This is a genomic window from Pseudomonas sp. 05L36, assembly GCF_056398125.1.
Genome location: NZ_JBFTOU010000004.1, coordinates 100,984 through 124,903, shown reverse-complemented (window position 1 = coordinate 124,903; position 23,920 = coordinate 100,984). Strand labels below are relative to the sequence as shown.

18 protein-coding genes and 1 pseudogene are annotated in these 23,920 nt (G+C 59.7%); 7 read left to right on the top strand and 12 right to left on the bottom strand.

Features of this window, described 5'->3' with window-relative positions:
• The first annotated feature begins 60 nt into the window (after nt 1-60).
• From AC1DKH_RS06150 to AC1DKH_RS06140, 3 genes are all read left to right on the top strand, one after another.
• Nucleotides 61-2,937, top strand: coding sequence for an EAL domain-containing protein (locus tag AC1DKH_RS06150; protein ID WP_477797726.1), 2,877 nt, complete (start codon nt 61-63; stop codon nt 2,935-2,937).
• Nucleotides 2,938-3,124: 187 nt separating this feature from the next.
• Nucleotides 3,125-3,991, top strand: coding sequence for a transcriptional regulator HexR (gene hexR / locus AC1DKH_RS06145; protein WP_007954250.1), 867 nt, complete (start codon nt 3,125-3,127; stop codon nt 3,989-3,991).
• Between the two features lie 199 nt (nt 3,992-4,190).
• Nucleotides 4,191-4,400, top strand: a complete 210-nt coding sequence (locus AC1DKH_RS06140; protein WP_007971698.1) for a PA3496 family putative envelope integrity protein — start codon at nt 4,191-4,193, stop codon at nt 4,398-4,400.
• Here AC1DKH_RS06140 and AC1DKH_RS06135 read toward each other — a convergent pair.
• Nucleotides 4,342-5,304: a LysR family transcriptional regulator gene (locus tag AC1DKH_RS06135; RefSeq protein WP_477752235.1), complete on the bottom strand. Its 963-nt coding sequence runs from the start codon at nt 5,302-5,304 to the stop codon at nt 4,342-4,344. The two genes, AC1DKH_RS06140 and AC1DKH_RS06135, sit on opposite strands and share 59 nt — an antisense overlap.
• A 190-nt stretch (nt 5,305-5,494) precedes the next feature.
• Here AC1DKH_RS06135 and AC1DKH_RS06130 point away from each other — a divergent pair, with 190 nt between their 5' ends.
• Nucleotides 5,495-6,910: an acetyl-CoA carboxylase biotin carboxylase subunit gene (locus tag AC1DKH_RS06130; RefSeq protein ID WP_046038868.1), complete on the top strand. Its 1,416-nt coding sequence runs from the start codon at nt 5,495-5,497 to the stop codon at nt 6,908-6,910.
• A gap of 11 nt (nt 6,911-6,921) precedes the next feature.
• The gene (gene oadA / locus AC1DKH_RS06125) at nt 6,922-8,730 is read left to right on the top strand and encodes a sodium-extruding oxaloacetate decarboxylase subunit alpha (RefSeq protein WP_477797725.1); all 1,809 of its coding nucleotides are present in this window, start codon (nt 6,922-6,924) and stop codon (nt 8,728-8,730) included.
• Between the two features lie 74 nt (nt 8,731-8,804).
• On the opposite strand, the pseudogene AC1DKH_RS06120 reads toward oadA, so the two are convergent.
• The 4 genes and pseudogenes from AC1DKH_RS06120 to AC1DKH_RS06105 form a co-directional block, all read right to left on the bottom strand.
• Nucleotides 8,805-9,887, bottom strand: a pseudogene (locus AC1DKH_RS06120) (autotransporter outer membrane beta-barrel domain-containing protein); the annotation flags it as partial.
• Nucleotides 9,888-10,122: 235 nt separating this feature from the next.
• A complete protein-coding gene (locus AC1DKH_RS06115; RefSeq protein WP_477797724.1) occupies nt 10,123-10,794 on the bottom strand; it encodes a GNAT family N-acetyltransferase in 672 nt (223 codons plus the stop codon).
• Between the two features lie 267 nt (nt 10,795-11,061).
• The gene (locus tag AC1DKH_RS06110) at nt 11,062-11,523 is read right to left on the bottom strand and encodes an N-acetyltransferase family protein (protein WP_477797723.1); all 462 of its coding nucleotides are present in this window, start codon (nt 11,521-11,523) and stop codon (nt 11,062-11,064) included.
• A 10-nt stretch (nt 11,524-11,533) separates the two neighbouring features.
• Nucleotides 11,534-12,157 (bottom strand): FMN-binding negative transcriptional regulator, encoded by a 624-nt coding sequence (locus AC1DKH_RS06105; RefSeq protein WP_477797722.1) that lies wholly within the window; start codon nt 12,155-12,157, stop codon nt 11,534-11,536.
• A gap of 92 nt (nt 12,158-12,249) precedes the next feature.
• Here AC1DKH_RS06105 and pdxR point away from each other — a divergent pair, with 92 nt between their 5' ends.
• Nucleotides 12,250-13,803 carry a MocR-like pyridoxine biosynthesis transcription factor PdxR gene (gene pdxR / locus AC1DKH_RS06100; RefSeq protein ID WP_477797721.1) on the top strand — a complete coding sequence of 518 codons (1,554 nt, stop codon included), beginning with the start codon at nt 12,250-12,252 and terminating at the stop codon, nt 13,801-13,803.
• Between the two features lie 88 nt (nt 13,804-13,891).
• Here pdxR and AC1DKH_RS06095 read toward each other — a convergent pair whose 3' ends face one another.
• The 6 genes from AC1DKH_RS06095 to aspA all read right to left on the bottom strand — a co-directional run bounded on the left by AC1DKH_RS06095 (nt 13,892) and on the right by aspA (nt 21,936).
• Nucleotides 13,892-14,992 (bottom strand): polyamine ABC transporter substrate-binding protein, encoded by a 1,101-nt coding sequence (locus AC1DKH_RS06095; protein ID WP_477797720.1) that lies wholly within the window; start codon nt 14,990-14,992, stop codon nt 13,892-13,894.
• 12 nt (nt 14,993-15,004) lie between these two features.
• A complete protein-coding gene (locus tag AC1DKH_RS06090; RefSeq protein ID WP_477797719.1) occupies nt 15,005-16,036 on the bottom strand; it encodes a histone deacetylase family protein in 1,032 nt (343 codons plus the stop codon).
• Nucleotides 16,037-16,279: 243 nt separating this feature from the next.
• On the bottom strand, nt 16,280-17,278 hold the full coding sequence (locus AC1DKH_RS06085; RefSeq protein ID WP_477763062.1) for an AraC family transcriptional regulator: 999 nt from the start codon (nt 17,276-17,278) through the stop codon (nt 16,280-16,282).
• Between the two features lie 157 nt (nt 17,279-17,435).
• Nucleotides 17,436-18,440 (bottom strand): asparaginase, encoded by a 1,005-nt coding sequence (locus tag AC1DKH_RS06080; protein ID WP_477752242.1) that lies wholly within the window; start codon nt 18,438-18,440, stop codon nt 17,436-17,438.
• Between the two features lie 138 nt (nt 18,441-18,578).
• On the bottom strand, nt 18,579-20,027 hold the full coding sequence (locus AC1DKH_RS06075) for an alanine/glycine:cation symporter family protein (protein ID WP_477752243.1): 1,449 nt from the start codon (nt 20,025-20,027) through the stop codon (nt 18,579-18,581).
• A gap of 484 nt (nt 20,028-20,511) precedes the next feature.
• The gene (aspA, locus tag AC1DKH_RS06070; protein ID WP_008045549.1) at nt 20,512-21,936 is read right to left on the bottom strand and encodes an aspartate ammonia-lyase; all 1,425 of its coding nucleotides are present in this window, start codon (nt 21,934-21,936) and stop codon (nt 20,512-20,514) included.
• Nucleotides 21,937-22,116: 180 nt separating this feature from the next.
• Between aspA and AC1DKH_RS06065 the strand changes: the two genes are divergently transcribed.
• Nucleotides 22,117-23,028, top strand: coding sequence for a LysR substrate-binding domain-containing protein (locus AC1DKH_RS06065; protein WP_150716587.1), 912 nt, complete (start codon nt 22,117-22,119; stop codon nt 23,026-23,028).
• 80 nt (nt 23,029-23,108) lie between these two features.
• On the opposite strand, the gene AC1DKH_RS06060 is transcribed toward AC1DKH_RS06065, so the two are convergent.
• Nucleotides 23,109-23,699: a hypothetical protein gene (locus tag AC1DKH_RS06060; RefSeq protein ID WP_477797718.1), complete on the bottom strand. Its 591-nt coding sequence runs from the start codon at nt 23,697-23,699 to the stop codon at nt 23,109-23,111.
• Nucleotides 23,700-23,920: the final 221 nt, after the last annotated feature.

Below are 23,920 nucleotides of genomic sequence, written 5' to 3'. Positions count from 1 at the left end.
GTGTATGCTCCGAGCAGTTTCGGGCACATGCTCACCATTATAAGAACAAGAACATCGCCTATGACCCTCAGCTTCGACCTGTCGGGCCCCACTGTGGAGCCGCGGGTGATCCGTAAACAGTACGCCATGGAAATGGCGGTCGAACGCACGCGCCTGTTGTATCAGGGCTCGCTGCTGCCCACGTTGTTCATGCTGATCAATGGCCTGGTCTGTGCCGGTTTGCTCTGGAGCCCGCAGCGCTATTTCCTGGTCAGTGTCTGGCTGGTGTGGTTGTTGTCTTTGGTGGCATTGCGGGTGATTCAGGTCGCAGCCTTTGATTCGGCCATTCCCAACCGTCAGGCCCATCCCATTTGGCGGCGAATGTTTTTGCTGGGCTCCGGTCTAACCGGTCTGACCCTGGCCGGTGCCGGCATCGCCCTGGTTCCCGCCGATAACTTCATTCAGCAAGCCTGGGTCTTCGGCCTCATCGGTGCCGCAGCACTTTCGGCCAGCGTGGCTTATGCGGTCAGCTTGCCGGCCTTCCTGTCATTCACCTTGCCCTGCCTGTTGCCGGCCATTGCCTATATGTTTTGGGGGGCTGACGAACAGCAGCAAGGTTGGGGCTGGTTCGGGCTGATCCTGCTCGGTGCATTGAGCGTGGTTGCCTGGCAAGTCAATCGATTGATCGATCGGGGCTTGATGCGACGCTTTCAGAATCAGGCACTGATCGAGCATCTGCAGCAGGCGCAAAGCTGCAGTGATCAGCTCAATCAGAAGCTGGCCAGGGAGATAGAACAGCGTCGACGTGCCGAGGATGAATTGCGAGAGATTCAGATCGACCTGGAAAACCGTGTCGCCCAGCGCAGCCTGGAACTGGACGCCGCCAACCAGGCACTGAGCAAGAGTGAGGCGCGTCTGGCGCTGGCATTGAAGGCCAGCGAGTTGGGGTTGTGGGACTGGAATCTGCAAACCGACGAAGTCCATCACACGCAGATTCAGGAATTGTTCGGCCTTGAGCCGGAACAGGTCACGGCAATACTGCGTCACCTCAAGCCGCGCCTTCATCCCGAGGATCTTCCTGCGCTGAAAAGGGCGCTGGTCGAGCATTTGAAGGGCCGCACCGAGGACTATCAAATCGAGTATCGCGTGCGGCATGGCGACGGCCACTGGGTCTGGATCGAGGACCGCGGGCGGGCGGTCGAGCGCGCCAAAAACGGCCGGGTGATTCGCATGGTCGGCACTCGCCGCGACATCAGCGTCAGCAAAGGCCTGGAAGAGCAGCAACAACTGGCGGCGACCGTGTTCGAGGCGGCCAGCGAAGGGATCGTGATTTTCGATCCGAACTATGCCCTGATCGCGATCAATCAAGCCTTCAGTCGGGTGACCGGCTATGACATCGAGGACATGATCGGGCGCAATGTCATCGAGCTGCCATGCAGTCGCGATGCGCGTCGACATTACGCCGCAATACATCAGGCGCTGGAGCAGCAAGGCAGCTGGCAGGGCGAATTGGTGGAAACCCGCAAGAACGGCGAGATGTATCCGCAATGGCTGCAACTGAATGCTGTGCGCGATACCCGGGGAAATGTAAGCCATATTGTGGGCTTCTTCGCCGATCTCTCAGCCCGCCGGGAATCCGAAGAGCGCATGCGCTATCTGACCCATTACGATGAACTTACCGGTCTGGCCAACCGCGCGATGTTTCGCGAACGACTCAGCGAGGCTCACCAACGAGTACGACAGGGCGGTTATCGCAGCCTGGCGTTGCTGCACATCAACCTCGATCGATTCAAGCAACTCAACGACAGCCTGGGGCATGAAGTCGCCGATCAGTTGCTGCAGAAAATGGCCCGGCGGCTGGTGAATGCATTGCCTGAAGCAGACACCATCGCGCGCCTTTCCGGTGATGAGTTTGCCGTGCTGTTCAACTCTTACGGCAACCTTTCGAGCCTGGCGCGGGTGGCGACTCGCCTGGCGAGCAAGCTACGTTTGCCGGTGACCATTGAGGGGCATGAACTGGTGGTCAGCGTGTCGATGGGCATCAGCTTGTTGCCGGACAGCGCGCGGGAAATATCGGTATTGGTCAGTCAGTCGAACATGGCCATGCAGCACGCCAAACATCTGGGTGGCAATAATTTCCAGTTTTACACCGACAGTTTGCAAGCCAGCACGCTGGAGCGGTTACAGCTGGAAAACCATTTGCGCAAGGCCGTCGAAGAACAACAGCTGAAGGTGTTTTACCAACCCAAGCTGTGCCTTGCCACGGGCAAGCTCAATGCTGCCGAGGCGTTGGTGCGTTGGGATCATCCGACCATGGGCCGCGTGCCACCGGGGGATTTCATCGGCCTGGCTGAAGAAACCGGATTGATCGGCCCGATCGGTGAGTTCGTGCTGCGTCAGGCCTGCCGGCAAGCCTGTGAGTGGCAACGGCAGGGGCTTGAAGCGATTCGGGTGTCGGTCAATCTGTCGGTGCATCAATTGCGCCAGGGCAAGCTGGTCAGTCTGGTGCGCCAGGTGCTGGAGGAAACCGGGCTGGCGCCGCACCTCCTGGAGCTGGAGTTGACCGAAAGCCAGTTGCTGGATAGCGTCGAACACATCATCGCAACCTTCCAGCAGTTGCGTGATCTCGGGGTGAAACTGGCCATTGATGATTTTGGCACTGGCTACTCCTCCCTGAGCTACCTCAAGCGCATCCCGGTGGATTACGTGAAGATTGATCAGGCGTTTATCCGTGGCTTGGGTGAGGGCACCGAGGATGCGGCGATTACTCGGGCGATCATTGCCATGGCTCATGGCCTGTCGCTGAAGGTCGTGGCGGAAGGGGTGGAGCGGGGAGAACAGCTTGAGTTCCTGAAAGCCGAGCGCTGCGATGAAGTGCAGGGCTATTTGATTAGCCGCCCGGTTGAGGCCGAGACGTTGGCAGGTTTGCTGCACGCGCAAGCTGACGGGGATACGTAAGGCGCTTTTGTCCATTAAAACGCGCACCCGGCGCACCTGGAGAGGCGCCATGGCTGCTACATGAAGCGCGGGCACCTGAAATCGAGGGATCCGGTAACGCATTGAGCAGGCAAAAAGCCAATTCATGTAGTATAACTACAAGCGTGCTACATCCCCGGCACCTGCCAATAACAAAGAGTCCAGCCCCTTGAATCTGCTGCAACACATCGCCCAGTCTCGCCACCTGTTACGCAAGTCGGAGCTCAAGGTCGCCGACCACGTGCTGCTTGATCCTGCGGCCGTGATGCACAGCTCCATGGCCGACCTGGCCCACAGCGTGGGCATCAGCGAGCCGACCATCGTGCGTTTTTGTCGTGCCATCGGTTGTTCCGGCTTTCAGGACCTGAAGCTCAAGCTGGCCCAGAGCCTGGCGGCGGGTGCGAGTTTTGGCCAGTTTGCGATCCACGAAGACGATTCGGTCGCTGACTACAGCCTGAAAATCTTCGACACCACCCTGCATACGCTGATGGAGGTTCGCGAGAAACTTGATCCGCTGGAGTTGCAGCGGGCGGTGACACTGATGTCCCAAGCCCAGCGTGTCGAGTTCTACGGCTTCGGCGCCTCGGGTGCGGTCGCGGCGGATGCCCAGCACAAATTTTTCCGCTTGCTGCTCACCGCCGCGGCGTATTCCGACCCGCACATGCAGGCGATGTCGGCCGTGACGCTGAAGCCGACTGACGTGGCCATCTGCATTTCCCAGTCCGGGCGCTCCAAGGACCTGCTGATCACCGCCAACCTGGTGCGCGAAAGCGGTGCCTCATTGATCACCTTGTGCCCGAGCCAGACACCATTGGCCGAGCTGTCTACGGTCAATCTGGCGATCGATGTGCATGAAGACACTGAAATCTATACGCCGCTGACGTCGCGTATCGCCCACCTGGTGGTGATCGACGTGCTGGCGATGGGCGTGGCCATGGCGCGTGGCCCGAGCCTGGTCAACCACCTCAAGAGCGTCAAACGCAGCCTGCGCAGCTTGCGGTTGTCGCCCAAGTCGGTGAAAGCGCTGGACGACTGACGTCGTCGTAAGGTCGTTCCGACCTTAATCGCGAGCAGGCTCGCTCCCACCTTTGACCGCGATCTCCTGTGGGAGCGAGCCTGCTCGCGATGGCGTCCTCAAAGACGACAATTTTCACCGATCTGTAACCCGCAAGCCGCCAAACCGTCATCCCCCGCGCCTATCTTGAAACTCCCGTACTCGCCTTGGGAGACTCGAAATGGCCATGCCCTACGAAGAACGCAACAGCGCTGTCAAAACCCGTCGTCAGCAAGAAGATCAGCGCCGCATGGAATTTCGCCGCGCCATTGAAGATCGCTGCGAACGCCGTCAGCTTCTGGCCGAAATTGGCGATTTTCCGGAATTGGAGCTCAATTTCTGGCAGGCATCTCCCTCGACTTCCCGTCGAAACGCTCAACCAGCGCGCTGATCTGAATCCGTTCGCTACGGATAAACGCCAGGAAGGCGTGAGCCACCGGTGACAGGCGTTTCGCCTTGGCCTGCACCAGGCACCAACTGCGAAACAGCGGCAGCTCTTCGACCGGCAGCTCGATCAGTCCACCGGTTGCCAGCTCAAGGCTCAGGGCGTGGCGCGTCAACAGCGCAACGCCCAGGCCTGCCAGTACACATTCACGCTGGGCTTCGGCAGACGAGACCTCCTGGGTCTGGTTGAAGTGCACGCGTTTCTCTTTGAAGTATTCTTCGCACGCCAGCCGCGTCCCGGAGCCCGGCTCACGCAGCAGTAGTGTATAGGGCTCGAGATCCTGCAAGCGCAGCGGCCCCATATGACACAGCGGGTGATCCGGCGGCGCCACGGCGACGATCGGGTTGTTCAGGAACGGCAGGAATTCCAGGCCCATGTCCTGAGGCACCATGGACATGATCACCAGGTCGTCGCGGTTGTCCGACAGGCGCCGAATGACCTGACCGCGATTGACCACCGTCAGTTGCAGGTTCACTTCCGGGTGCTGGCGTTTGAATGCGGCAAACAGATGCGGCACGAAGTATTTGGCGCTGGATTCAATCGCCAGTTTCAGTTGCCCCTGCAACGAGCCCTGCATGTCCGACAGCTGCATGTCGAGGTTTTCCAGGCGCCCGAAAATATCCCGACTGGCCCGCTGTAACGCTTCAGCCGCTTCGGTCATGTAGAGTTTTTTGCCGACGTAATCGAACAAAGGCTGGCCAATCAGCTCTTCAAGTTGACGAATCTGTAGGCTGACGGCAGGTTGTGTGAGCGACATTTCCTCGGCCGCGCGGCTATAGGACCGCAAATCACAGACCTCGTTGAAGATCTGCAATTGCCGCAAAGTCATACGCATCAATGACTTACGCATTATCTGGTCACTCTCGTCGCTGGCTGGTGAATCAACTATAAGTCTTTACTTATGCACGACCCAATTTTTATTCATTTTTGTTAATCCCTTGTGGGCGCTAGTGTGGACCTGCGACCAAATTGAAACATTTGGTCACTCGTCGACCTGTTCTAGCAGGTCGTGGGTACCACCGGCTCAAGGGAAACTCCAAGTGATAACAAAGATCCTGATCGCCAACCGTGGTGAGATTGCCGTACGAATCGTACGTGCCTGCGCCGAAATGGGCATTCGCTCGGTCGCGATCTACTCCGACGCCGACCGTCATGCCCTGCACGTAAAGCGTGCAGATGAGGCCCACAGCATTGGTGCCGAACCTCTGGCCGGCTACCTGAACCCGCGCAAGCTGGTGAACCTGGCGGTGGAAACCGGCTGCGATGCGTTGCACCCCGGCTATGGCTTCCTTTCGGAAAACGCCGAGCTGGCGGAGATCTGCGCCGAACGCGGGATCAAATTCATCGGCCCTTCGGCTGAAGTCATTCGCCGTATGGGCGACAAGACCGAAGCTCGCCGCAGCATGATCAAGGCCGGCGTACCGGTGACCCCGGGCACCGAAGGCAACGTGTCGGGCATCGAAGAAGCCCTGACCGAAGGCGATCGCATCGGTTACCCGGTGATGCTCAAGGCCACGTCCGGTGGCGGCGGTCGCGGTATTCGTCGCTGCAACAGCCGTGAAGAACTCGAACAGGCTTTCCCACGGGTCATTTCCGAAGCCACCAAGGCGTTCGGTTCCGCGGAAGTGTTCCTGGAAAAATGCATCGTCAATCCGAAACACATCGAAGCGCAGATTCTTGGCGACAGCTTCGGCAACGTGGTGCACCTGTTCGAGCGTGACTGCTCGATCCAGCGCCGCAACCAGAAGCTGATCGAGATCGCCCCGAGCCCGCAACTGACCCCGGAACAGCGCGCCTACATCGGCGACCTGTCGGTGCGCGCAGCCAAGGCCGTGGGATACGAGAACGCCGGCACCGTGGAGTTCCTGCTCGCCGAGGGCGAGGTGTACTTCATGGAGATGAACACCCGGGTGCAGGTGGAACACACCATCACCGAAGAAATCACCGGCATCGACATTGTCCGTGAGCAGATTCGCATTGCCTCCGGCCTGCCGCTTTCGGTGAAACAGGAAGACATCCAGCACCGCGGTTTCGCGTTGCAGTTCCGGATCAACGCCGAAGACCCGAAGAACAACTTCCTGCCGAGCTTCGGCAAGATCACCCGTTACTACGCCCCCGGTGGCCCTGGCGTGCGCACCGACACGGCAATCTACACCGGCTACACCATCCCGCCGTACTACGACTCGATGTGCCTGAAACTGGTGGTGTGGGCGCTGACTTGGGAAGAGGCGATGGACCGTGGCCTGCGCGCCCTGGACGACATGCGCCTGCAAGGGGTCAAGACCACTGCCGCGTACTACCAGGAAATCCTGCGTAACCCGGAATTCCGTAGCGGCCAGTTCAACACCAGCTTCGTTGAAAGCCACCCTGAACTGACCAACTACTCGATCAAGCGCAAACCCGAAGAGCTGGCCCTGGCCATCGCCGCCGCCATCGCCGCCCACGCAGGCCTGTGAGGAATAGAACAATGAGCAAACAAATCCACGTAACCGACACAATCCTGCGCGACGCCCACCAATCGCTGCTCGCCACCCGCATGCGCACCGAAGACATGCTGCCGATCTGCGACAAGCTCGACAAAGTCGGCTACTGGTCGCTGGAATGCTGGGGCGGCGCGACGTTCGACGCCTGCGTACGTTTCCTGAAAGAAGACCCGTGGGAGCGTCTGCGCCAACTGCGCGCCGCGCTGCCTAACACCCGCCTGCAAATGCTGTTGCGCGGCCAGAACCTGCTGGGCTACCGCCACTACAGCGACGACGTGGTCAAGGCCTTCGTCGCCAAGGCTGCGGTCAACGGCATCGACGTGTTCCGCATCTTCGACGCCATGAACGACGTGCGTAACCTGCGCGTGGCCATCGAAGCGGTGAAAGCCGCCGGCAAACACGCCCAGGGCACCATCGCCTACACCACCAGCCCGGTGCACACCATCGAGGCCTTCGTGAACCAGGCCAAGCAAATGGAAGCCATGGGTTGCGACTCGGTGGCGATCAAGGACATGGCCGGACTGCTGACCCCGTACGCCACCGGCGAACTGGTCAAGGCGCTGAAAGCCGAGCAATCGCTGCCAGTGTTCATTCACTCCCACGACACCGCTGGTCTGGCCGCGATGTGCCAAATGAAGGCGATCGAAAACGGTGCCGATCACATCGACACCGCGATCTCCAGCTTTGCCTGGGGCACCAGCCACCCGGGCACCGAGTCGATGGTCGCCGCCCTTAAAGGCAGCGAGTTCGACACCGGCCTGAATCTGGAACTGCTGCAGGAGATCGGTCTGTACTTCTACGCCGTGCGCAAGAAGTACCACCAGTTCGAAAGCGAATTCACCGCCGTCGACACCCGTGTTCAAGTCAACCAGGTACCGGGCGGGATGATTTCCAACCTGGCCAACCAGTTGAAAGAGCAGGGCGCACTCAATCGTATGAGCGAAGTGCTGGCCGAAATCCCGCGCGTTCGTGAAGACCTCGGCTTCCCGCCGCTGGTGACTCCGACTTCGCAGATCGTCGGCACCCAGGCGTTCTTCAACGTGCTGGCCGGCGAGCGCTACAAGACCATCACCAACGAAGTGAAGCTGTACCTGCAAGGCGGCTACGGTAAGGCGCCGGGCACTGTGAACGAACAACTGCGTCGCCAGGCCATCGGCAGCGAAGAAGTGATCGACGTTCGCCCGGCCGATCTGCTCAAGCCGGAAATGGCCAAGCTGCGTGCCGACATCGGCGCACTGGCCAAGTCCGAAGAAGACGTGCTGACCTTCGCCATGTTCCCGGACATCGGTCGCAAGTTCCTCGAAGAGCGTGCTGCGGGCACCCTGACACCCGAAGTGCTGCTGCCGATTCCTGAAGCCGGCGGCGTCGCCTCGGCTGGTGGCGAAGGCGTACCGACCGAGTTCGTCATCGACGTTCACGGCGAAACCTACCGCGTCGACATCACCGGTGTGGGCGTCAAGGCCGAAGGCAAGCGTCACTTCTACCTGTCCATCGACGGCATGCCGGAAGAAGTGGTGTTCGAGCCGCTCAACGAATTCGTCGGCGGCGGCAGCAGCAAGCGCAAACAAGCCACTGCACCGGGTCACGTCAGCACCACCATGCCGGGCAACATCGTCGACGTGCTGGTCAAGGAGGGCGACACCGTCAAGGCAGGCCAAGCCGTGTTGATCACCGAAGCGATGAAGATGGAAACCGAAGTCCAGGCAGCCATCGCCGGTAAAGTCACCGCCATTCACGTGGCCAAGGGCGACCGGGTGAATCCTGGCGAAATCCTGATCGAGATCGAAGGCTGAGTTAACAGCCGCGATACAACGCTTTATACCTCGGGGGGGCATGTGCTCCCCTTTTTTTGCCCGGCGTTTGATGGTTAGAAGGTCATCCGCCACTGCGCTGTAGCGCCATGGTTTCGGCTGTCGGTGCCCATCTCGCCATTTATGCCAACGCCCAGCGTGTGCTGCGCCGAAAGCCCCAGCTCCAGACCCGCATCCACCATCAGACTGTCGCGATCCAGCGGCGCACCGGACACGGTTTCTTTACGGCCACCGGTGATCAACCGTTGGCGGGTTTCTGTGGCGATCTCCCCGTAGGTATGTTTCCAGCTGGCACTGAACCGTGGCGTCAGTTGCATGCCGTTATCCAGCGTATTGATCTTCGCCAGTCGCAGGCCAAAAGTGCTGTTGAGATTGTTCTGCTCCTGGCCCTCGACCTTTAACGCCGCAGCGCCTCCTTTTTCTGTGAATCCATCGCGCTGATAACGTTGGTAGCCAAGGCCGGCGAATGGCTCGATGTTGATGTTGGCGCGGCCGAGGTTGTATCCGACTTCGGCAAACGCCTGTAGGGTGTTGGCGTCGTACCTGCCTTTGGGGCGGTCACTGAAGCCATTGAAGTCCACCTGGCGTTGGGTGCTGCCGTCATGATTGCTGTAGCTGGCACCAACACGCAAAGACATGGAGCCGCTCTGGCGCAGGGCGTAAGCCCCCAAATGCCAGCTATCGAGGTCGCCGTCGAGGTCACGGCTGTCCAGGCGAGTCTGTGATTTACCCCCCATCATGCCGATGCGCCATTCTTCGTCAAATGCCCAATCCGCTCCCAGGACCAGACCTTGGGTCGAGTACTTCAAGGCGTCGTAGTCACGATCCAGTGTTCCGCCATACCCCAATGCCTGTAGCCAGACTCGGCTAGCACTATTGTCGGCCGCTGCCGGGCGCGAAGCTCTCTTTTGATTGCTGAAACCCGAGGCACTGCCTGACTGGCGCATCGCCGAGAGCATCGCGGCGCTCACGGAACTGTCACTGTTCAACGTCGCTTTGGCCAGGTTGGCGGTAGTGCCTGCGGCCAGTTGCTCGATCGTGTCAGACGCGCTTTCTGGGCTGGGTTGCTCCGGTTGTTGGGCGGATGCAACGTCAGCGCAACCCAGGACAAGTGCAATCGCCAAGGCGAGTTGTTGGGGTCGGTATTTGTGTTGAACAGGCATCGAGTTTGGCCTCTTTGTCAGAAGACCAAACTCTAAAAGGAAGGCCATCGGTACCGATGTCAGGCGGTTCCGGCAGTGGTGCGGGGAGTCTCAGATTGTCATGTAGTAATTGGCTGACTGTTCGACGGAGACAGTTTTTGCCCCTTCGAACTGACGTCTTTTCTTACAAGAAGTCGGGACATGGCCGGCTATCGCGATGCCTGGAAGCACTTTAAGCGCGACACTCCACCAACCCTTTAACCTGCCCCGAAGCCGTCTGATTCTCATCGCTCAGCCACTTCTCGAACCCGGCGCTAATCGCCGGCCATTCCGAGTCCAGAATCGAGTACCACGCGGTGTCCCGATTTTGCCCTTTGACCACCATGTGCTGGCGGAACACACCCTCAAAACTGAAGCCCAGGCGCTCGGCCGCGTATTTGGAGCGGGCGTTGGCGTTGTTGCATTTCCATTCCAGGCGACGGTAGCCCAGGGCAAAGGATTCCTTGGCCAACAGGTAAACCGCCTCGGTGCTTTTCGGCGAGCGCTGCATCGGCGCGCCGAAGGTGACGTGGCCGATTTCGATGCGGCCCTGGGCCGGGACGATGGACATCAGGCTGAGAATGCCCTGGACCTCGCCGCTGGCGCGGTCGATCACGCTGAAGAAATACGGGTCGCTGCTGGCCGCGTGATTGTTCAGCCAGTCGTTGAAGACGCTGCGCTCCGGGAAGGGGCCGTAAGGCAGGTAGTCCCAGAGTTTCGGGTCGGCACCGGGGCCCTGCAGGGCGTTGAACAGATCGTCGCCGTGGCGCGCCGGGTCGAGTTTTTCCAGGCAGATGTAACGCCCTTCGATCAGTTGGGTCGTGAGGGCCGGGACGCCTTTCCAGTCGGCGAGTGAAATCGACATGCTGTTCTCCTTGAACCTAGGGGGCTTTCTCAATTAGTTTTCACGCCGCGCCGGGCCTGCTGTTGTGCAGGGCAAGGCGCGAGAAGCGTGGTTTGGTCATTCCAAATAAGCTTCGAGCAACGCAGCCCTGCACAACAGCAGACCCGGCCCTTCGGGTTGTACCTTAAAACGGGCCAGGCTGCGTTGCAGGCCTTGGAAAGGGAACAACCATTTCCAGCGGCCTGCGCCTTGCCTGGCCCGCTTTAAGGCGACAACGCGACGGGAAAACTAATTGAGAACGCCCCCTATGGCTTTGCGAAACTGGATAAAACCTGGGCGTTCGGCGATGCGCTCGTAGAGCTGGATCGCGGTGGCGTTGGTTTCGTGGGTCAGCCAGTGGACCTTGTTGCAGCCGTCAGCCATGGCCGTGGCGTAGACGAACTCGATCAACTGCCGGCCGACGCCGGTGCCGCGGGTTTCCGGGGCCACCAGCAAGTCTTGCAGGTAGCAGGAGTTTTCGATGGCCCAGTTCGAACGATGGTAGATGAAATGCACCATGCCCACCGCTTTGCCGTCGGCCCAGGCGAGGGCGGCGTGGGTTGGCTCGTTCGGATCGAGCATACGCTGCCAGGTGCTTTGGGTGACGGCCACCGGCAATTCGGTGTTGTAGAAGCGCAAGTAGGCTTGCCACAGCGGCAACCAGGCCGCGTGATCACTGGCGGTGACTTGGCGAATGTCGATTTGACTCATGGTGACTTCCTTAGCGCATCAATTGGGCGAGGGTTTGGTCATTGACGTCGGGGCTGGCGGCCAGGCCTTTGCGCACGCCGGCGATGTCGGCAGGGCTGCGGTTCTGGCTGAGCTTGCGCTTGCCTTCCAGACGGTCGATGGGAATGGCGAAACCGACGATGGCCTTGAGCATGCCGTCGATGTAATCGGCGGGGGCATCGGCCACTGACCACGGTTGGGCGCGGCCAGCTTCATGACGATCGGTGAGGGTGCTGACGATGTCGAGCAGCCGCCCGCCATCGCTGAAGGTTTCGGCTCGGCCATAGGCGTGTACGGCGACGTAGTTCCAGGTTGGCACGACTTTGCCGTGTTCGGCCTTGCTCGGGTAGAAGCCAGGGCTGACATAGGCGTCGGCACCGGCAAAAATCAGCAGGGCTTCGGCGCCGTCGCGCAGCTCTTTCCACTGTGGATTGGCTTTGGCCAGATGCCCGTACAACGTGCCGTTCGAGCCTTGTTCGCAATGCAGCAGCACCGGTACATGGCTGGCTTGCAGGCCGCTTTCACCGTGGGTCACCAATATGGCGAGACGGGTGGCGAGGATCAGTTCATGCAGTTGGGACAACTCGTCGATGGCAAAAGCACGTGGCGTGTACATGGAGATATTTTCCTTGGCGAATATCTGCATCCTAGGCAGGCTATTGGTCTGTTGTAAGAGCCACTAATGACCAATTTCATGGGTCCATTGCGATGACTAGCGAACCACTGTCCCTGACCTTTAACCCGGCGGGTATCGAACTTGATCGTCGGCAAGGGCTGAGTCGGCAGCTCTACCAGGCATTGCGCACGCGTGTGTTGGACGGGCGACTGGCCAGCGGTACGCGTCTGCCTGCCAGTCGTGATCTGGCAGCCGCGCTGGCGATTTCCCGTAACAGTGTGGTGCGTGCCTACGATCAGCTGTACGCCGAAGGGTTTATCGAAGGGCGAGTGGGCGATGGGACTTATGTCGCGCAATTGCCCCAGGCAAGCGTGCCGGCAAAAAAACTATCCACAAAAGTATCCACAGGGTTTTCAACAGGCTTATCCACAGCCTTATCCACAAATTGGCTCGATTTACCTGTGGATTCATCCAGCAAAGTTATCCACAGCGGTGCCTTGTCCCGCGTTGAAAAGAACCATTTACCCATGCCGCCCAGTGGTCCGCCCAGGGCTTTTCGGGTCGGTGTTCCGGCGTTCGATCTGTTTCCGTTCGAGGTCTGGGCCAAGCTGAATGCGGCTTTCTGGCGTAAACCGGATTTGCAGCAACTGTGCTACGGCGACCCGGCCGGCGATGCACGCTTGCGCGGAATGATCGCCGCGTATTTGCGCAGTTCCCGTGGCATGCAGTGCATGGCTGAACAAATTGTGATCACCAGTGGTGCGCAGCAGGGGATCAGCCTTTGTGCACAGCTGCTGGTGGAGCCCGGTGACGCGGTGGCGATTGAAAATCCGGGGTATCGGGCGGCCGGTCATGCATTCGCCGTGGCAGGTGCCCGGTTGCATGGGGTGGCGGTGGATAGTGAGGGTATCGACTGCGGTGAACTGGCACAGCTGGGCGATTGCCGTCTGACCTACGTTACCCCGTCCCATCAGTACCCCACCGGGGTGGTGATGAGCCTGGCTCGCCGTCTGGAATTGCTGGCCTGGGCCGAACGCACGCAGGGCTGGATCGTCGAGGATGACTACGACGGCGAGTACCGCTACAGCGGTGCGCCGCTGGCACCTTTGGCGGCCCTGGATCGGCAAGGCCGGGTGCTCTACGTCGGCACGTTCGGCAAAGTAGCGTTTCCGGCGTTGCGCCTGGGTTACCTGGTATTGCCGATGGATCTGGTGCAGGCGTTTGCCCAGCGTCGGGCGGTGGACGTACGGCATTCCGAGGTCAGTACCCAGGCCGTAATGGCCGAGTTCATGGCGGCCGGGCATTTCCAGCGGCATATCCGCCGCATGCGGCGTGCGGCGCTGAGCCGGCGTAATGCGTTGCTCAGTGGCTGGCCGGGGGGCATTCCCGGTGTCGGCCAGTTACCCACGGTCGCCGCCGGGTTGCACATGACAGTGCTGGTCGACAGCATTGAGCGAGAACAGGCGTTGATTGAATTGGCACGTAGCGTCGATGTCGAGATCAATGGCTTGAGTAGCTATTGGCTGCCCGAGTCCACGATCCCGATGGATCAGCGTGCCGGGTTGGTTCTGGGGTTTGCAGCAGTGCCGGAAAAGGCTATCGAAGCCGCGTTGGAGCGGCTGCGGGCGGTCTGGCGTTTTCTTTGAAACGAGCGCGTCGGGTCGCTGATGTGCCGCAGGCAAAAATAGACCTGCGCGAGCGCAGGTCCTGATGACGGCGGGAGCGAAGCGGGTATCAGGTCCCGGACTTGATCTTGGTCCAGGCCCGGGTGCGCGCACGTTCGGCATCGCGGGGCAACGGTTGCAGGGTGTAGAGCGTGCTCATCGCCGTGTCGGTCGGGTACAGGTTGGGGTTGTTGCGGATCGCCGGATCGACCATTTCCGTGGCGTCCTTGTTCGGGTTCGGGTAGCCGACGAAGTCACTGACCGGTGCAATCACTTGCGGCTGCAGCAGGTAGTTGATGAAGGTGTAGGCGTCTTCGGGGTTTTTCGCCCCCTTCGGAATTGCCAGCATGTCGAACCAGATCGGTGCGCCTTCCTTCGGCAAACGCATGTCGACGACCACACCATTCTTGGCTTCCTTGGCGCGGTTGGCGGCTTGCGAGAAGCTGCCGGAATAGCCTACTGCGACACAGATGTCACCGTTGGCAATGTCGGCCATGTACTTGGACGAGTGGAAGTAGGTGATGTACGGGCGGATCTTCATCAGCAGCGCTTCAGCCTTGTCGTAGTCCGCAGGCTTCTTGCTGTTGGGGTCCAGGCCGAGGTGTTGCAGGGCCAGCGGCAGGATCTCCGACGGCGAGTCGAGCAGGGCGACACCGCACTGCTTGAGCTTGCTGATGTTCTCTTCCTTGAAGATCAGGTCCCAGCTGTCCACGGGTGCGTTGTCGCCGAGCGCGGCCTTGACCTTGTCCGGGTTGAAGCCGATCAGGATGGTCCCGTACATGTACGGCACGGCGAACTTGTTGCCCGGGTCGTTGGCTTCGATCAGCTTCATCAGCTTGGGATCGAGGTGGTTCCAGTTCGGCAGCTTGCTGCGGTCCAGGGGCTGGAACACGCCGGCTTCGATCTGCTTGGCGAGGAACACGTTGGACGGCACCACCACGTCGTAGCCAGAGTTGCCGGTCAGTAGCTTGGCTTCCAGTGCTTCGTTGGTGTCGAAGATGTCGTAGACCAGTTTGGTCTGGGTGTTCTGGGCCTTGAAGTCTTCCAGGGCCTTGGGTGTGATGTAGTCGAACCAGTTGTAGACGCGCAGGGTTCGCTCTTCGGCGTGGGCGGCAACGCTGAGCACCGAGGCACACAGCGTCGGCACGATGAAACGCTTAAGACTTTTCATTCTTCTACTTCCTCAACAAGCGCTTTCGAAACCTTCAAGAACGTTCACGGCATTGATGCCGATTTCTTCGACTGCGTAACCGCCTTCCATCACGAACAGTGTCGGTACGCCGAGGCCGGCGATGCGCTTGCCCATGGCCAGGTAATCCGGGCTGTCGAGCTTGAATTGCGAGATCGGGTCGTCCTTGAAGGTATCGACTCCGAGGGACACGACGATAATGTCGGCACCGTAGCTTTCGATCTCTTTGCAGGCCTGTTCCAGCGCTGCGCTCCAGGTGTCCCAGCCTGAACCGGCGGCCAACGGGTAGTTGAAGTTGAACCCTTCGCCAGCGCCTTCGCCACGTTCGTCTTCATAGCCGAGGAAGAACGGGAACTCGGCTTCCGGGTGGCCGTGGATCGAGGTGAACAGCACGTCGCTGCGTTCGTAGAAAATCGACTGGGTGCCGTTGCCGTGGTGGTAGTCGACGTCGAGGATCGCGATCTTTTCATGGCCCTGATCGAGGAACGCCTGGGCGGCGATGGCGGCGTTGTTGAGGTAGCAATAACCACCCATCAAGTCGCCGGCGGCGTGGTGTCCCGGCGGACGGCACAGGGCGAAAGCAGAACGGGCGCCGAGCTGGATTTCCGCTTGGGCGGTGAGCGCGACTTGCGCTGCGCTGTACGCCGCTTGCCAGGTGCCGGCGGTGATCGGGGCGCCGCCGTCGAAGCTGTAGTAACCGAGTTCGCCATGCAAGCTGGAGGGTTTGATGCGGCGCAGGGTGCGGGCTGGCCAAGTGTAGGGCAGCAAGTCGCCGTCGGTGTTGTACTCGGTCCAGCGTGCCCAGGCGCCCTTGAAGAAGTCGAGGTAGTCTCGGCTGTGAATGCGCTCGATCGGCCCGAGGCCGAAATCCTTTGGCGCTTCGACAGGGCCCAGATTTTGATTTTGCACCCGTGCCAGTACGTGGTCGGCACGGGAAGGCATTTCGAAGCAGGGCTTGAGTTGCCCGTCTATCAATTCGCAACGGCCGTGGTGCAGGTGGTGATCGTCCGAGTAGATCGTCAGCATTTCTTGTTCTCCGCAGGGCTGATTCGGTTGCCCCCAGTGTTGCGGCGCACGGCGAATCGGAGAACGGCAGGAAAGGCCAAAAGGGGATCGATATGGCCAAAACATTTGACCGAAATTCGCCCCTGTTCAGCGTATGGGATACACACCCTGTAGGAGCTGGCTTGTCAGCGAAGGCGGTATTGCGGCGATACAGATGCGTTGGATGCGCTGGCCTCTTCGCGGGCAAGCCCGCTCCTACAGGGTTTATCCGTGTGGCCGAAACTGACTCGGCGCCACACCACTCCAGCGCACAAACGCATGCCGAAAACTCGCGGTCTCGCTGAAACCCAGGGCTTCGGCAATCTGATAGATCGGCAACTGATCCTCGCAAAGCATTTGCTTGGCCTGCTCGAAGCGCAGTTCGTCGAGCAGTTCCTGATAGCTGCAACCCATGTCCTTGAGATGCCGGCGCAAGGTCCGCGCCGAACAGTTCATTTGTTCGGCCAATCCCTCCAGCCCCGGCGCCGCATTCAATTGCGCGCTGAGCAATTGGCGGATCCGTCCCAGCCACGCCTGGCGCCCGGTGAACTCGATGTTCTGTTTGCGGCAGCGTTCGGCCATGGCCTGGTGGGTGATGATGTCGGCTAGCGGCAGTGGCTGGTCGAGCCAGCGCTTGTCGAAGGCAAAGGCATTGTTACGGGCGCCGAAGTGCACCGGGCAATTGAAGTGTTCGGCGTAGGTCGCTTCGTAATCGGGGGCGGCGTGTTCAAAACGGGCGCCGAGCAACGGCAGGGGATGGCCGAGCAGGTCGTCGCAGGTGACTTTCAGCGACACCAGGCAGAATTCGGCGTTGAACACCGCCATGGCCGGGCTCTCGCGGTAATCAGCGGCGGCGAACCAGATGCGCTCGCCATCGTCTTCAAGGCTCAACTCGAAAAGTGTTCCCAGCAGCGCCGGATAACGCATCGCCAGACGCAAAGCGTCACCGAAGGTGGCACTGGTGAGCAGGGCGTAACCGAGCATGCCGTAGCAGGAAACGTGCATCCGCCGGCCCAGTTCCAGGCCGATGTCACGTTTGAGAGCAACGGCGTTGGCACAGACCTGCATTTCCTGATTGGTGGTGATGCGTGTGTCGGCACGGTTCAGATCCGCCGCGCTGATGCCGCTGCCGGCCAGCAGCGCTTCGCTGGACAAGCCTTGTGCCCTGAAGGCATCGAGTACCAGGGAGACCGCGTTGAGCGTGGTGAGGTGGGAGTGGAGCATGAGGACTTCCAGCCTTGGGATAGCTGGAGCGCAGCAAGTTGTATGCCGGGTGATGTCCCCTGTGGGAACGAGCCTGCTCGCGATGACGGTGGATCAGTCACATCAATGTGAATGGTAGACCGCTATCGCGAGCAGGCTCGCTCCTACAAGGGTGGTGTCAGCTCAGTTCACCGCACAGGTCGAGTTCGACAAGCCGACGGATTTCGTCCGTTTCAAGCCCCGCACCCAACAACCCATGCAACTTGCCGAACGCCGCCTCACGGGTCATGCCGCCACCGGACAACACCCCAACGCCACGCAAGCGACTGCCGGCTTCATAGACGTCCAGTACAACCCCGCCTTCGTGGCATTGCGTGACGGCCACTACTACAACGCCCTTGTCCCGCGCACGCCCAAGGCTGGCGAGAAACCCGGGGTTGTCGCTCGGACCGGTGCCGCTACCGTAGCACTCCAGCACCAGGCCCTGAATGCCACTGTCGAGCAAACCATCCAGCACCTCGGCGCTGATGCCGGGGAACAGCGGCAGCACCGCGACGTTCGCCAATTGTTTGGGTTGGTTGTAATTCAGCTGTGTTGGTAAAGAAGGCACCTTCACGCCACCGCCCTGACGCTCCAGGCGCTTGAACGGATGGCGGCCAAAACTGCGTACCTTCGCGCAGCGGGTCGGGTCCAGCCGTTCGCCATGGAAGTACAGATGCACGCCCGGCGCGAGGCCCTGGCCCAGTGCAACCAGCGCGCCGCCGAGGTTTTCCCAGGCATCGCTATCGGTGACGCCGGCCGGCAGCATGGAGCCGGTGAAGCACACGCGGGCATGCAGGCCGAGCAACTGGAAGCTCATGGCGGCGGCACTGTAGGCCAGCGTGTCGGTGCCATGCAGGATCAGCACGCTGTCGCAGCCCTGCACATCCACTGCGTCGACCACCGCTTCACGCAGCTGCTGCCAATACGTCGGGGTCATGTTGGCGCTGTCGATCAGCGGCGACATTTCACGGAAGCGCCATTGCGGCACCACCAGATCAGGCTGGCTGTGCAGATAATCGCGCATCCGCGCTTCGAAACCGGACGCTGGAGCCAGGCCGTTGGCGCTAGCCTGCATGCCGATGGTGCCGCCGGTGTAGAGCACCATGACGTGCTGGGCGGCAGGATAGGTCGAGGAAATCATGGAGGTTCTCCGAGAGCGATGACTCCTGTGGGAGCGAGCCTGCTCGCGATAGCGGCCTGACAGTCAAGATGGCTGTTGAATGTAATGGCCTCATCGCGAGCAGGCTCGCTCCCACACGGGATTGTGCACTTTAACCGATCAGCGTTGCGCTGCGGTCACGCCTTGCGGCTCAGCCTGATTCTGAGCGGCTGCCGGCGGATTGGCCGGCCACGCCTGGCGATCCAGATCCAGGTCCGGGAACTTGGCAGAGTCGAACACCGGCGTCTTGATCCCAGCGGCGCGCTGGTCATCGTAGTCACGCAGGATGCGCATGCCGACCTTGAACAGCAGGAATAGCGCGATCAGGTTGACGAACGCGAGCATGGTCATGGTGATGTCGGCGAAGGCAAATACGGTGCCGAGGTTTTCGATGGCGCCCCAGAAAATCAGCACCAGTACCAGTGCGCGATAGCCCATCAGCGCCTTGCGGTTTTCACCGATCAAAAAGCGCAGGTTGCTCTCGCCCAGGTAGTAGTTATAGAGGATCGAGGTGAACACGAACAACGCCAGGGCCACGGAGATGAACATCCGGCCCCAGTCACCGACCACGGCGGCCAGCGAGTTCTGGGTCAGGGCAATGCCGTCGCCTTCGAAGCCCGGGGTGTAGAAGCCGGAAAGCAGGATCAGCAGCGCGGTGCAGGTGCAGATCACGAAGGTATCGAGGAACACGCTGAACGCCTGCACCACACCTTGTGCCACCGGGTGCTCGACCGCCGCAACCGCCGCCACGTTCGGCGCACTGCCCAGGCCTGCTTCGTTGGCGAACACTCCACGTTTCACGCCCATGACAATGGCGCTGCCAATCAGGCCGCCAAAGGCCTGGTCCAGACCGAAAGCGCTCTTGACGATGGTTATCAGCATGCCCGGCACATGGTCGAACTGCAGCACGATCACGTAGAGGGTCACGCCGATGTACACAAGGGTTTTCACCGGCACCAACAGGTCGGCGACCTTGGCGATGCGCTTGATTCCGCCGATGAACACCAGACCCAGCAACACGGCCAGACCGATGCCGGTGTAAGTGGTGTCGAGGCCGAACGCGTTGTTCAACGAGTGCGTCACGGCGTGGGCTTGCAGGCCGTTGAAGGCGAAGCCGAACGTCACGAGCAGCAAGAACGCCATCAGCATGCCCAGCCAGCGTTTTTGCAGACCGTGCTGGATGTAATAGGACGGACCGCCACGGAACTGGCCTTCGGAATCGCAGCGCTTGTAGAGCTGGCCGAGGGAGCATTCGAAGAAGCTGCTGGACATGCCGACCAGTGCGGTCACCCACATCCAGAACACCGCTCCGGGGCCACCAAGGGTCACGGCAATGCCGACGCCGGCGATGTTGCCCGCACCGACGCGGCCGGCGAGGCTGAGCATCAGGGCCTGGAACGAACTGAGTTGCCCGGCGCTGCTTTTGAGGCTGTCGCGGAACACCGCGAACATGTGGAAGAAATGGCGCAGTTGAACGAAACGCGAGCGGATCGTGAAGTAGCTACCGAGCCCGACAATGAGCACGATCAGTACTTTCCCTGAGAGGAAGTCGTTAATGACTTCGAGCATGGATTATTCCTCGCTGTTTTTTGTGTAGGCAACAATGCTGGCCGGACAGACATATCGAGTTACACCCCTTGGTGCACGGCACAATGGGCGGTTCGAAGTTCGTCCCGGTTTCATATCGCGGGTTTGTTATTAGTTCGGGTTTCGCATGGGTTGTGGCCTCGCTACCGACGACCGCTCATGCGAAGAGGGGCGGCACTATACCGATCAGTGGCGCGCCCGTCTGCACAGTAGTGGTGCAAGCGACGAAACGAGGCGCTGCAGAATCAAAAGATCGCAGCCTTCGGCAGCTCCTACAGGTGTACGTCAAACATGTAGGAGCTGCCGAAGGCTGCGATCTTGGCGGAATCAAATACACAAAACATTTAACGTCCTGCCCGCGAAGAAGTTAAAAAAAAGGGCCTGGAGATTGATCTCCAGGCCCTCAAAAGGTGAGAGGTGTCTAGTCCCTCGACCTGGTGAGCGGTGCTACAAATAACGCGTCGGGTTATGCCTTCAGAGGCACAAGACGCGGAGCAATCATGTTTTCCGGGCGCAGGATGTCGGCGAGCATGGCTTCGTCGAGCAGACCTTCTTCACGCACCAGTTCCAGCACGCCGCGGCCGCTTTCAAGAGCGAGGCCGGCGATGCGGGTGGCATTTTTGTAGCCGATGTACGGGTTCAGCGCGGTGACCAGGCCGATCGAGTGCTCGACCAGTTCACGGCAGCGTGCTTCGTTGGCGGTGATGCCGACGATGCAGTGCTCGCGCAGCATGTCCATGGCGCGTTGCAGCAGGCGGATCGAGTCGAAGATCTTGAAGGCGATCAGCGGCTCCATCACGTTCAGTTGCAGTTGGCCGCCTTCGGCTGCCATGGTCAGCGCCAGATCGTTACCGATGACCTGGAAGGCCACCTGGTTAACGGCTTCCGGGATAACCGGGTTGACCTTGCCTGGCATGATCGAGCTGCCAGGCTGGCGTGCCGGCAGGTTGATCTCGTTGATGCCGGTGCGTGGGCCGCTGGACAGCAGGCGCAGGTCGTTGCAGATCTTCGACAGCTTGACCGCGGTGCGCTTGAGCATGCCGGAGAACAGCACGAAGGCGCCCATGTCGGAAGTGGCTTCGATCAGGTCGGCCGCCGGAACCAGCGGTTGACCACTGATCAGCGCCAGGCGCTGTACAGCCAGGGCCTGATAGCGCGGGTCGGCGTTGATGCCGGTGCCGATCGCGGTGCCGCCCAGGTTCACTTCAGTCAGCAGTTCCGGGGCCAGCGTCTTCAGACGGGCCAAGTCTTCGCCCATGGTGGTGGCGAAAGCGCGGAATTCCTGACCCAAGGTCATCGGCACGGCGTCTTGCAACTGGGTACGACCCATCTTCAGGACGTGGTTGAATTCTTGGCCCTTGGCCGCGAACGCCTGAATCAGGCTGTCGAGGCTGGCCAGCAGGGCGTCGTGACCGAGCAACAGACCCAGGCGGATAGCTGTTGGGTAGGCGTCGTTGGTCGACTGCGCCATGTTGACGTCGTCGTTCGGGTGCAGGTACTGGTATTCGCCTTTCTGGTGACCCATGGCCTCCAGTGCGATGTTGGCGATGACTTCGTTGGCATTCATGTTGGTCGAAGTGCCAGCGCCGCCTTGAATCATGTCCACCACGAACTCTTCGTGGAAGTCGCCGCGGATCAAACGTGCACAGGCTTCGCTGATGGCAGCATGCTTGGCTTCGCTCAGGTGACCCAACTCACGGTTGGCGTCTGCGGCGGCCTGTTTAACCATGGCCAGACCGACAACCAGTTTCGGGTAGTGCGAAATCGGAACGCCCGAAAGGCGGAAGTTATTCACCGCTCGCAGGGTCTGGATACCGTAATACGCTTGAGCCGGTACTTCGAGGGCGCCAAGCAGGTCATTTTCTGTGCGGAATGATGCAGCGGAGGACATGATAGAAATCATCTCAATATGGACCCGGTCTGTGCCGGAACACTGCGAATGCTAGGCCTGTGGAGAATTTTGGGCCAATGCTGTTAAACACTAGGCTATGCATATTCGGCATAATGCCCGTGTGACGTCGGCTTGATGGCGGACGTGTGACCTAAATTGGTGCGTGCCCGGGAGGACGTGATGAATCTGGAAAGCAAATGGCTGGAGGACTTTAGTGCCCTGGCCGCCACCCGCAGTTTCTCCCAGGCCGCCGAGCGGCGTTTCGTGACGCAGCCAGCGTTCAGCCGGCGAATCCGCAGCCTTGAGGCTGCGTTGGGGCTGACCCTGGTCAACCGTTCGCGCACGCCGGTGGAACTGACGGCTGCGGGGCAATTGTTTCTGGTCACCGCGCGCACCGTGGTCGAACAGCTCGGCGAAGTGCTGCGCCATCTGCATCACCTGGAAGGCGGGCAGGGCGAGGTAATGCAGGTGGCTGCCGCACACTCCCTGGCGCTGGGTTTCTTTCCGCGCTGGATCGCGCAGTTGCGCAACGAAGGCTTGAACATCGCCACGCGACTGGTGGCGACCAACGTGGGGGACGCCGTGCATGCGTTGCGCGAAGGTGGCTGCGATCTGATGCTCGCGTTCTACGACCCGGACGCGGCGATGCAGATGGACCCGGAAATCTTCCCGTCGCTGCACTTGGGCCACACCGAAATGCTCCCGGTGTGTGCCGCCGACGCCGATGGAAAACCGCTGTTCGATCTGGAAGGCGAAGGCAGCGTGCCGCTACTGGCATACAGTGCCGGGGCCTTTCTTGGCCGTTCGGTGAACTTGCTGTTGCGCCAACGGGCCTTGCGCTTCACCACCATCTACGAAACCGCCATGGCCGACAGCCTGAAAAGCATGGCCCTGGAAGGCCTGGGCATCGCCTGGGTGCCGCAACTGAGCGTGCGCGCCGAACTGGCGCGCGGTGAACTGGTCGTTTGTGGTGGACCGCAATGGCATGTGCCGCTGGAGATCCGTTTGTATCGCTGCGCGCTGGTGCGCAAAGCGAATGTGCGGTTGTTGTGGCGCAAACTCGAGGGTGGCGCAGCGGGTACTACTGTTTGAGTACCGAGAACTCATGGCCACTTCTGTGGCCACGAGTTGCAGCAGTCGTTCATTCAGCGTAATGCGATACTGAATTGAACTTACGGAAAAGCACTAAGGTATTTGCGAATATTATCCCGATTTTTGTCACTGTATCGATAAGCGTTTCCGCGTACGCTGGAGAACTCGTCCGAAAGCATGATCGTATCGTGCCACCAGCCGTCATAGATTACTTCACCGTCTTCATGTGTTGCGCCAAACATATGGCCTATTTCATGTGCCGGGATTCGGTAGGAAGTAATCGCCGCAATTGCGCAATGACCTTTGATAAGGCCGAATCCACCTATCCCTCCCAGGAGACCCCCTGCCTTTGTGTGAATATTGTTTCGGGTCAACAAGAGGATTTTTGTCAGATTCACCTCATGTTCATCGCGTTTTAATGCTCTTTTATACCAGTCGTTAATCAGGGTTACCCAGCCTTGCAGTGCAGCTGAACCATCTTCGTTTTTGTAGTTATATCCTGAAAAATCCGGAACCTCATGATGATCGTACATAAAAAACCTGACGTCCCGTCCCGAGATGGATTCAAGTTCTGTTTTCAACCAGGAAAAGTAATCTGTGTATAAACCATTTTTTTCATAACTCTGAAGATCTTGGTGGAGGACTATTATTATGGAAATGGGTTTTTTCATTTTTTAACTCCCTGTTCGGTTATAGCTTCTTTGCAATTTTATATTTGACTTTGTCTGGTGGAGTTCGCAATTTTTAAGTTGGTTTAATTGTTTCAGGCGAGAGTTTTTCATGAGCTAATTGTCACGAGATTCGCCTATTGAATTGCTAATTGTATTGAGCTGTTAGTTTGAAAAGTTCACGACATCCAGGCAGCCTGTTGGCTGACTTGATAGTCAGGAAA

Bases quoted from the DNA above. Each gene is read 5' to 3' on its own strand.
- AC1DKH_RS06065 (WP_150716587.1), top strand. From the start codon at position 22,117: ATGAATCTGGAAAGCAAATGGCTGGAGGACTTTAGTGCCCTGGCCGCC.
- pdxR (WP_477797721.1), top strand. From the start codon at position 12,250: ATGACTAGCGAACCACTGTCCCTGACCTTTAACCCGGCGGGTATCGAA.
- AC1DKH_RS06080 (WP_477752242.1), bottom strand. From the start codon at position 18,440: ATGATTTCCTCGACCTATCCTGCCGCCCAGCACGTCATGGTGCTCTAC.
- AC1DKH_RS06085 (WP_477763062.1), bottom strand. From the start codon at position 17,278: ATGCTCCACTCCCACCTCACCACGCTCAACGCGGTCTCCCTGGTACTC.
- AC1DKH_RS06105 (WP_477797722.1), bottom strand. From the start codon at position 12,157: ATGTACACGCCACGTGCTTTTGCCATCGACGAGTTGTCCCAACTGCAT.
- AC1DKH_RS06090 (WP_477797719.1), bottom strand. From the start codon at position 16,036: ATGCTGACGATCTACTCGGACGATCACCACCTGCACCACGGCCGTTGC.
- AC1DKH_RS06135 (WP_477752235.1), bottom strand. From the start codon at position 5,304: ATGCGTAAGTCATTGATGCGTATGACTTTGCGGCAATTGCAGATCTTC.
- AC1DKH_RS06115 (WP_477797724.1), bottom strand. From the start codon at position 10,794: ATGTCGATTTCACTCGCCGACTGGAAAGGCGTCCCGGCCCTCACGACC.
- AC1DKH_RS06095 (WP_477797720.1), bottom strand. From the start codon at position 14,992: ATGAAAAGTCTTAAGCGTTTCATCGTGCCGACGCTGTGTGCCTCGGTG.
- AC1DKH_RS06075 (WP_477752243.1), bottom strand. From the start codon at position 20,027: ATGCTCGAAGTCATTAACGACTTCCTCTCAGGGAAAGTACTGATCGTG.
- aspA (WP_008045549.1), bottom strand. From the start codon at position 21,936: ATGTCCTCCGCTGCATCATTCCGCACAGAAAATGACCTGCTTGGCGCC.
- AC1DKH_RS06150 (WP_477797726.1), top strand. From the start codon at position 61: ATGACCCTCAGCTTCGACCTGTCGGGCCCCACTGTGGAGCCGCGGGTG.
- AC1DKH_RS06140 (WP_007971698.1), top strand. From the start codon at position 4,191: ATGGCCATGCCCTACGAAGAACGCAACAGCGCTGTCAAAACCCGTCGT.
- AC1DKH_RS06060 (WP_477797718.1), bottom strand. From the start codon at position 23,699: ATGAAAAAACCCATTTCCATAATAATAGTCCTCCACCAAGATCTTCAG.
- oadA (WP_477797725.1), top strand. From the start codon at position 6,922: ATGAGCAAACAAATCCACGTAACCGACACAATCCTGCGCGACGCCCAC.
- AC1DKH_RS06110 (WP_477797723.1), bottom strand. From the start codon at position 11,523: ATGAGTCAAATCGACATTCGCCAAGTCACCGCCAGTGATCACGCGGCC.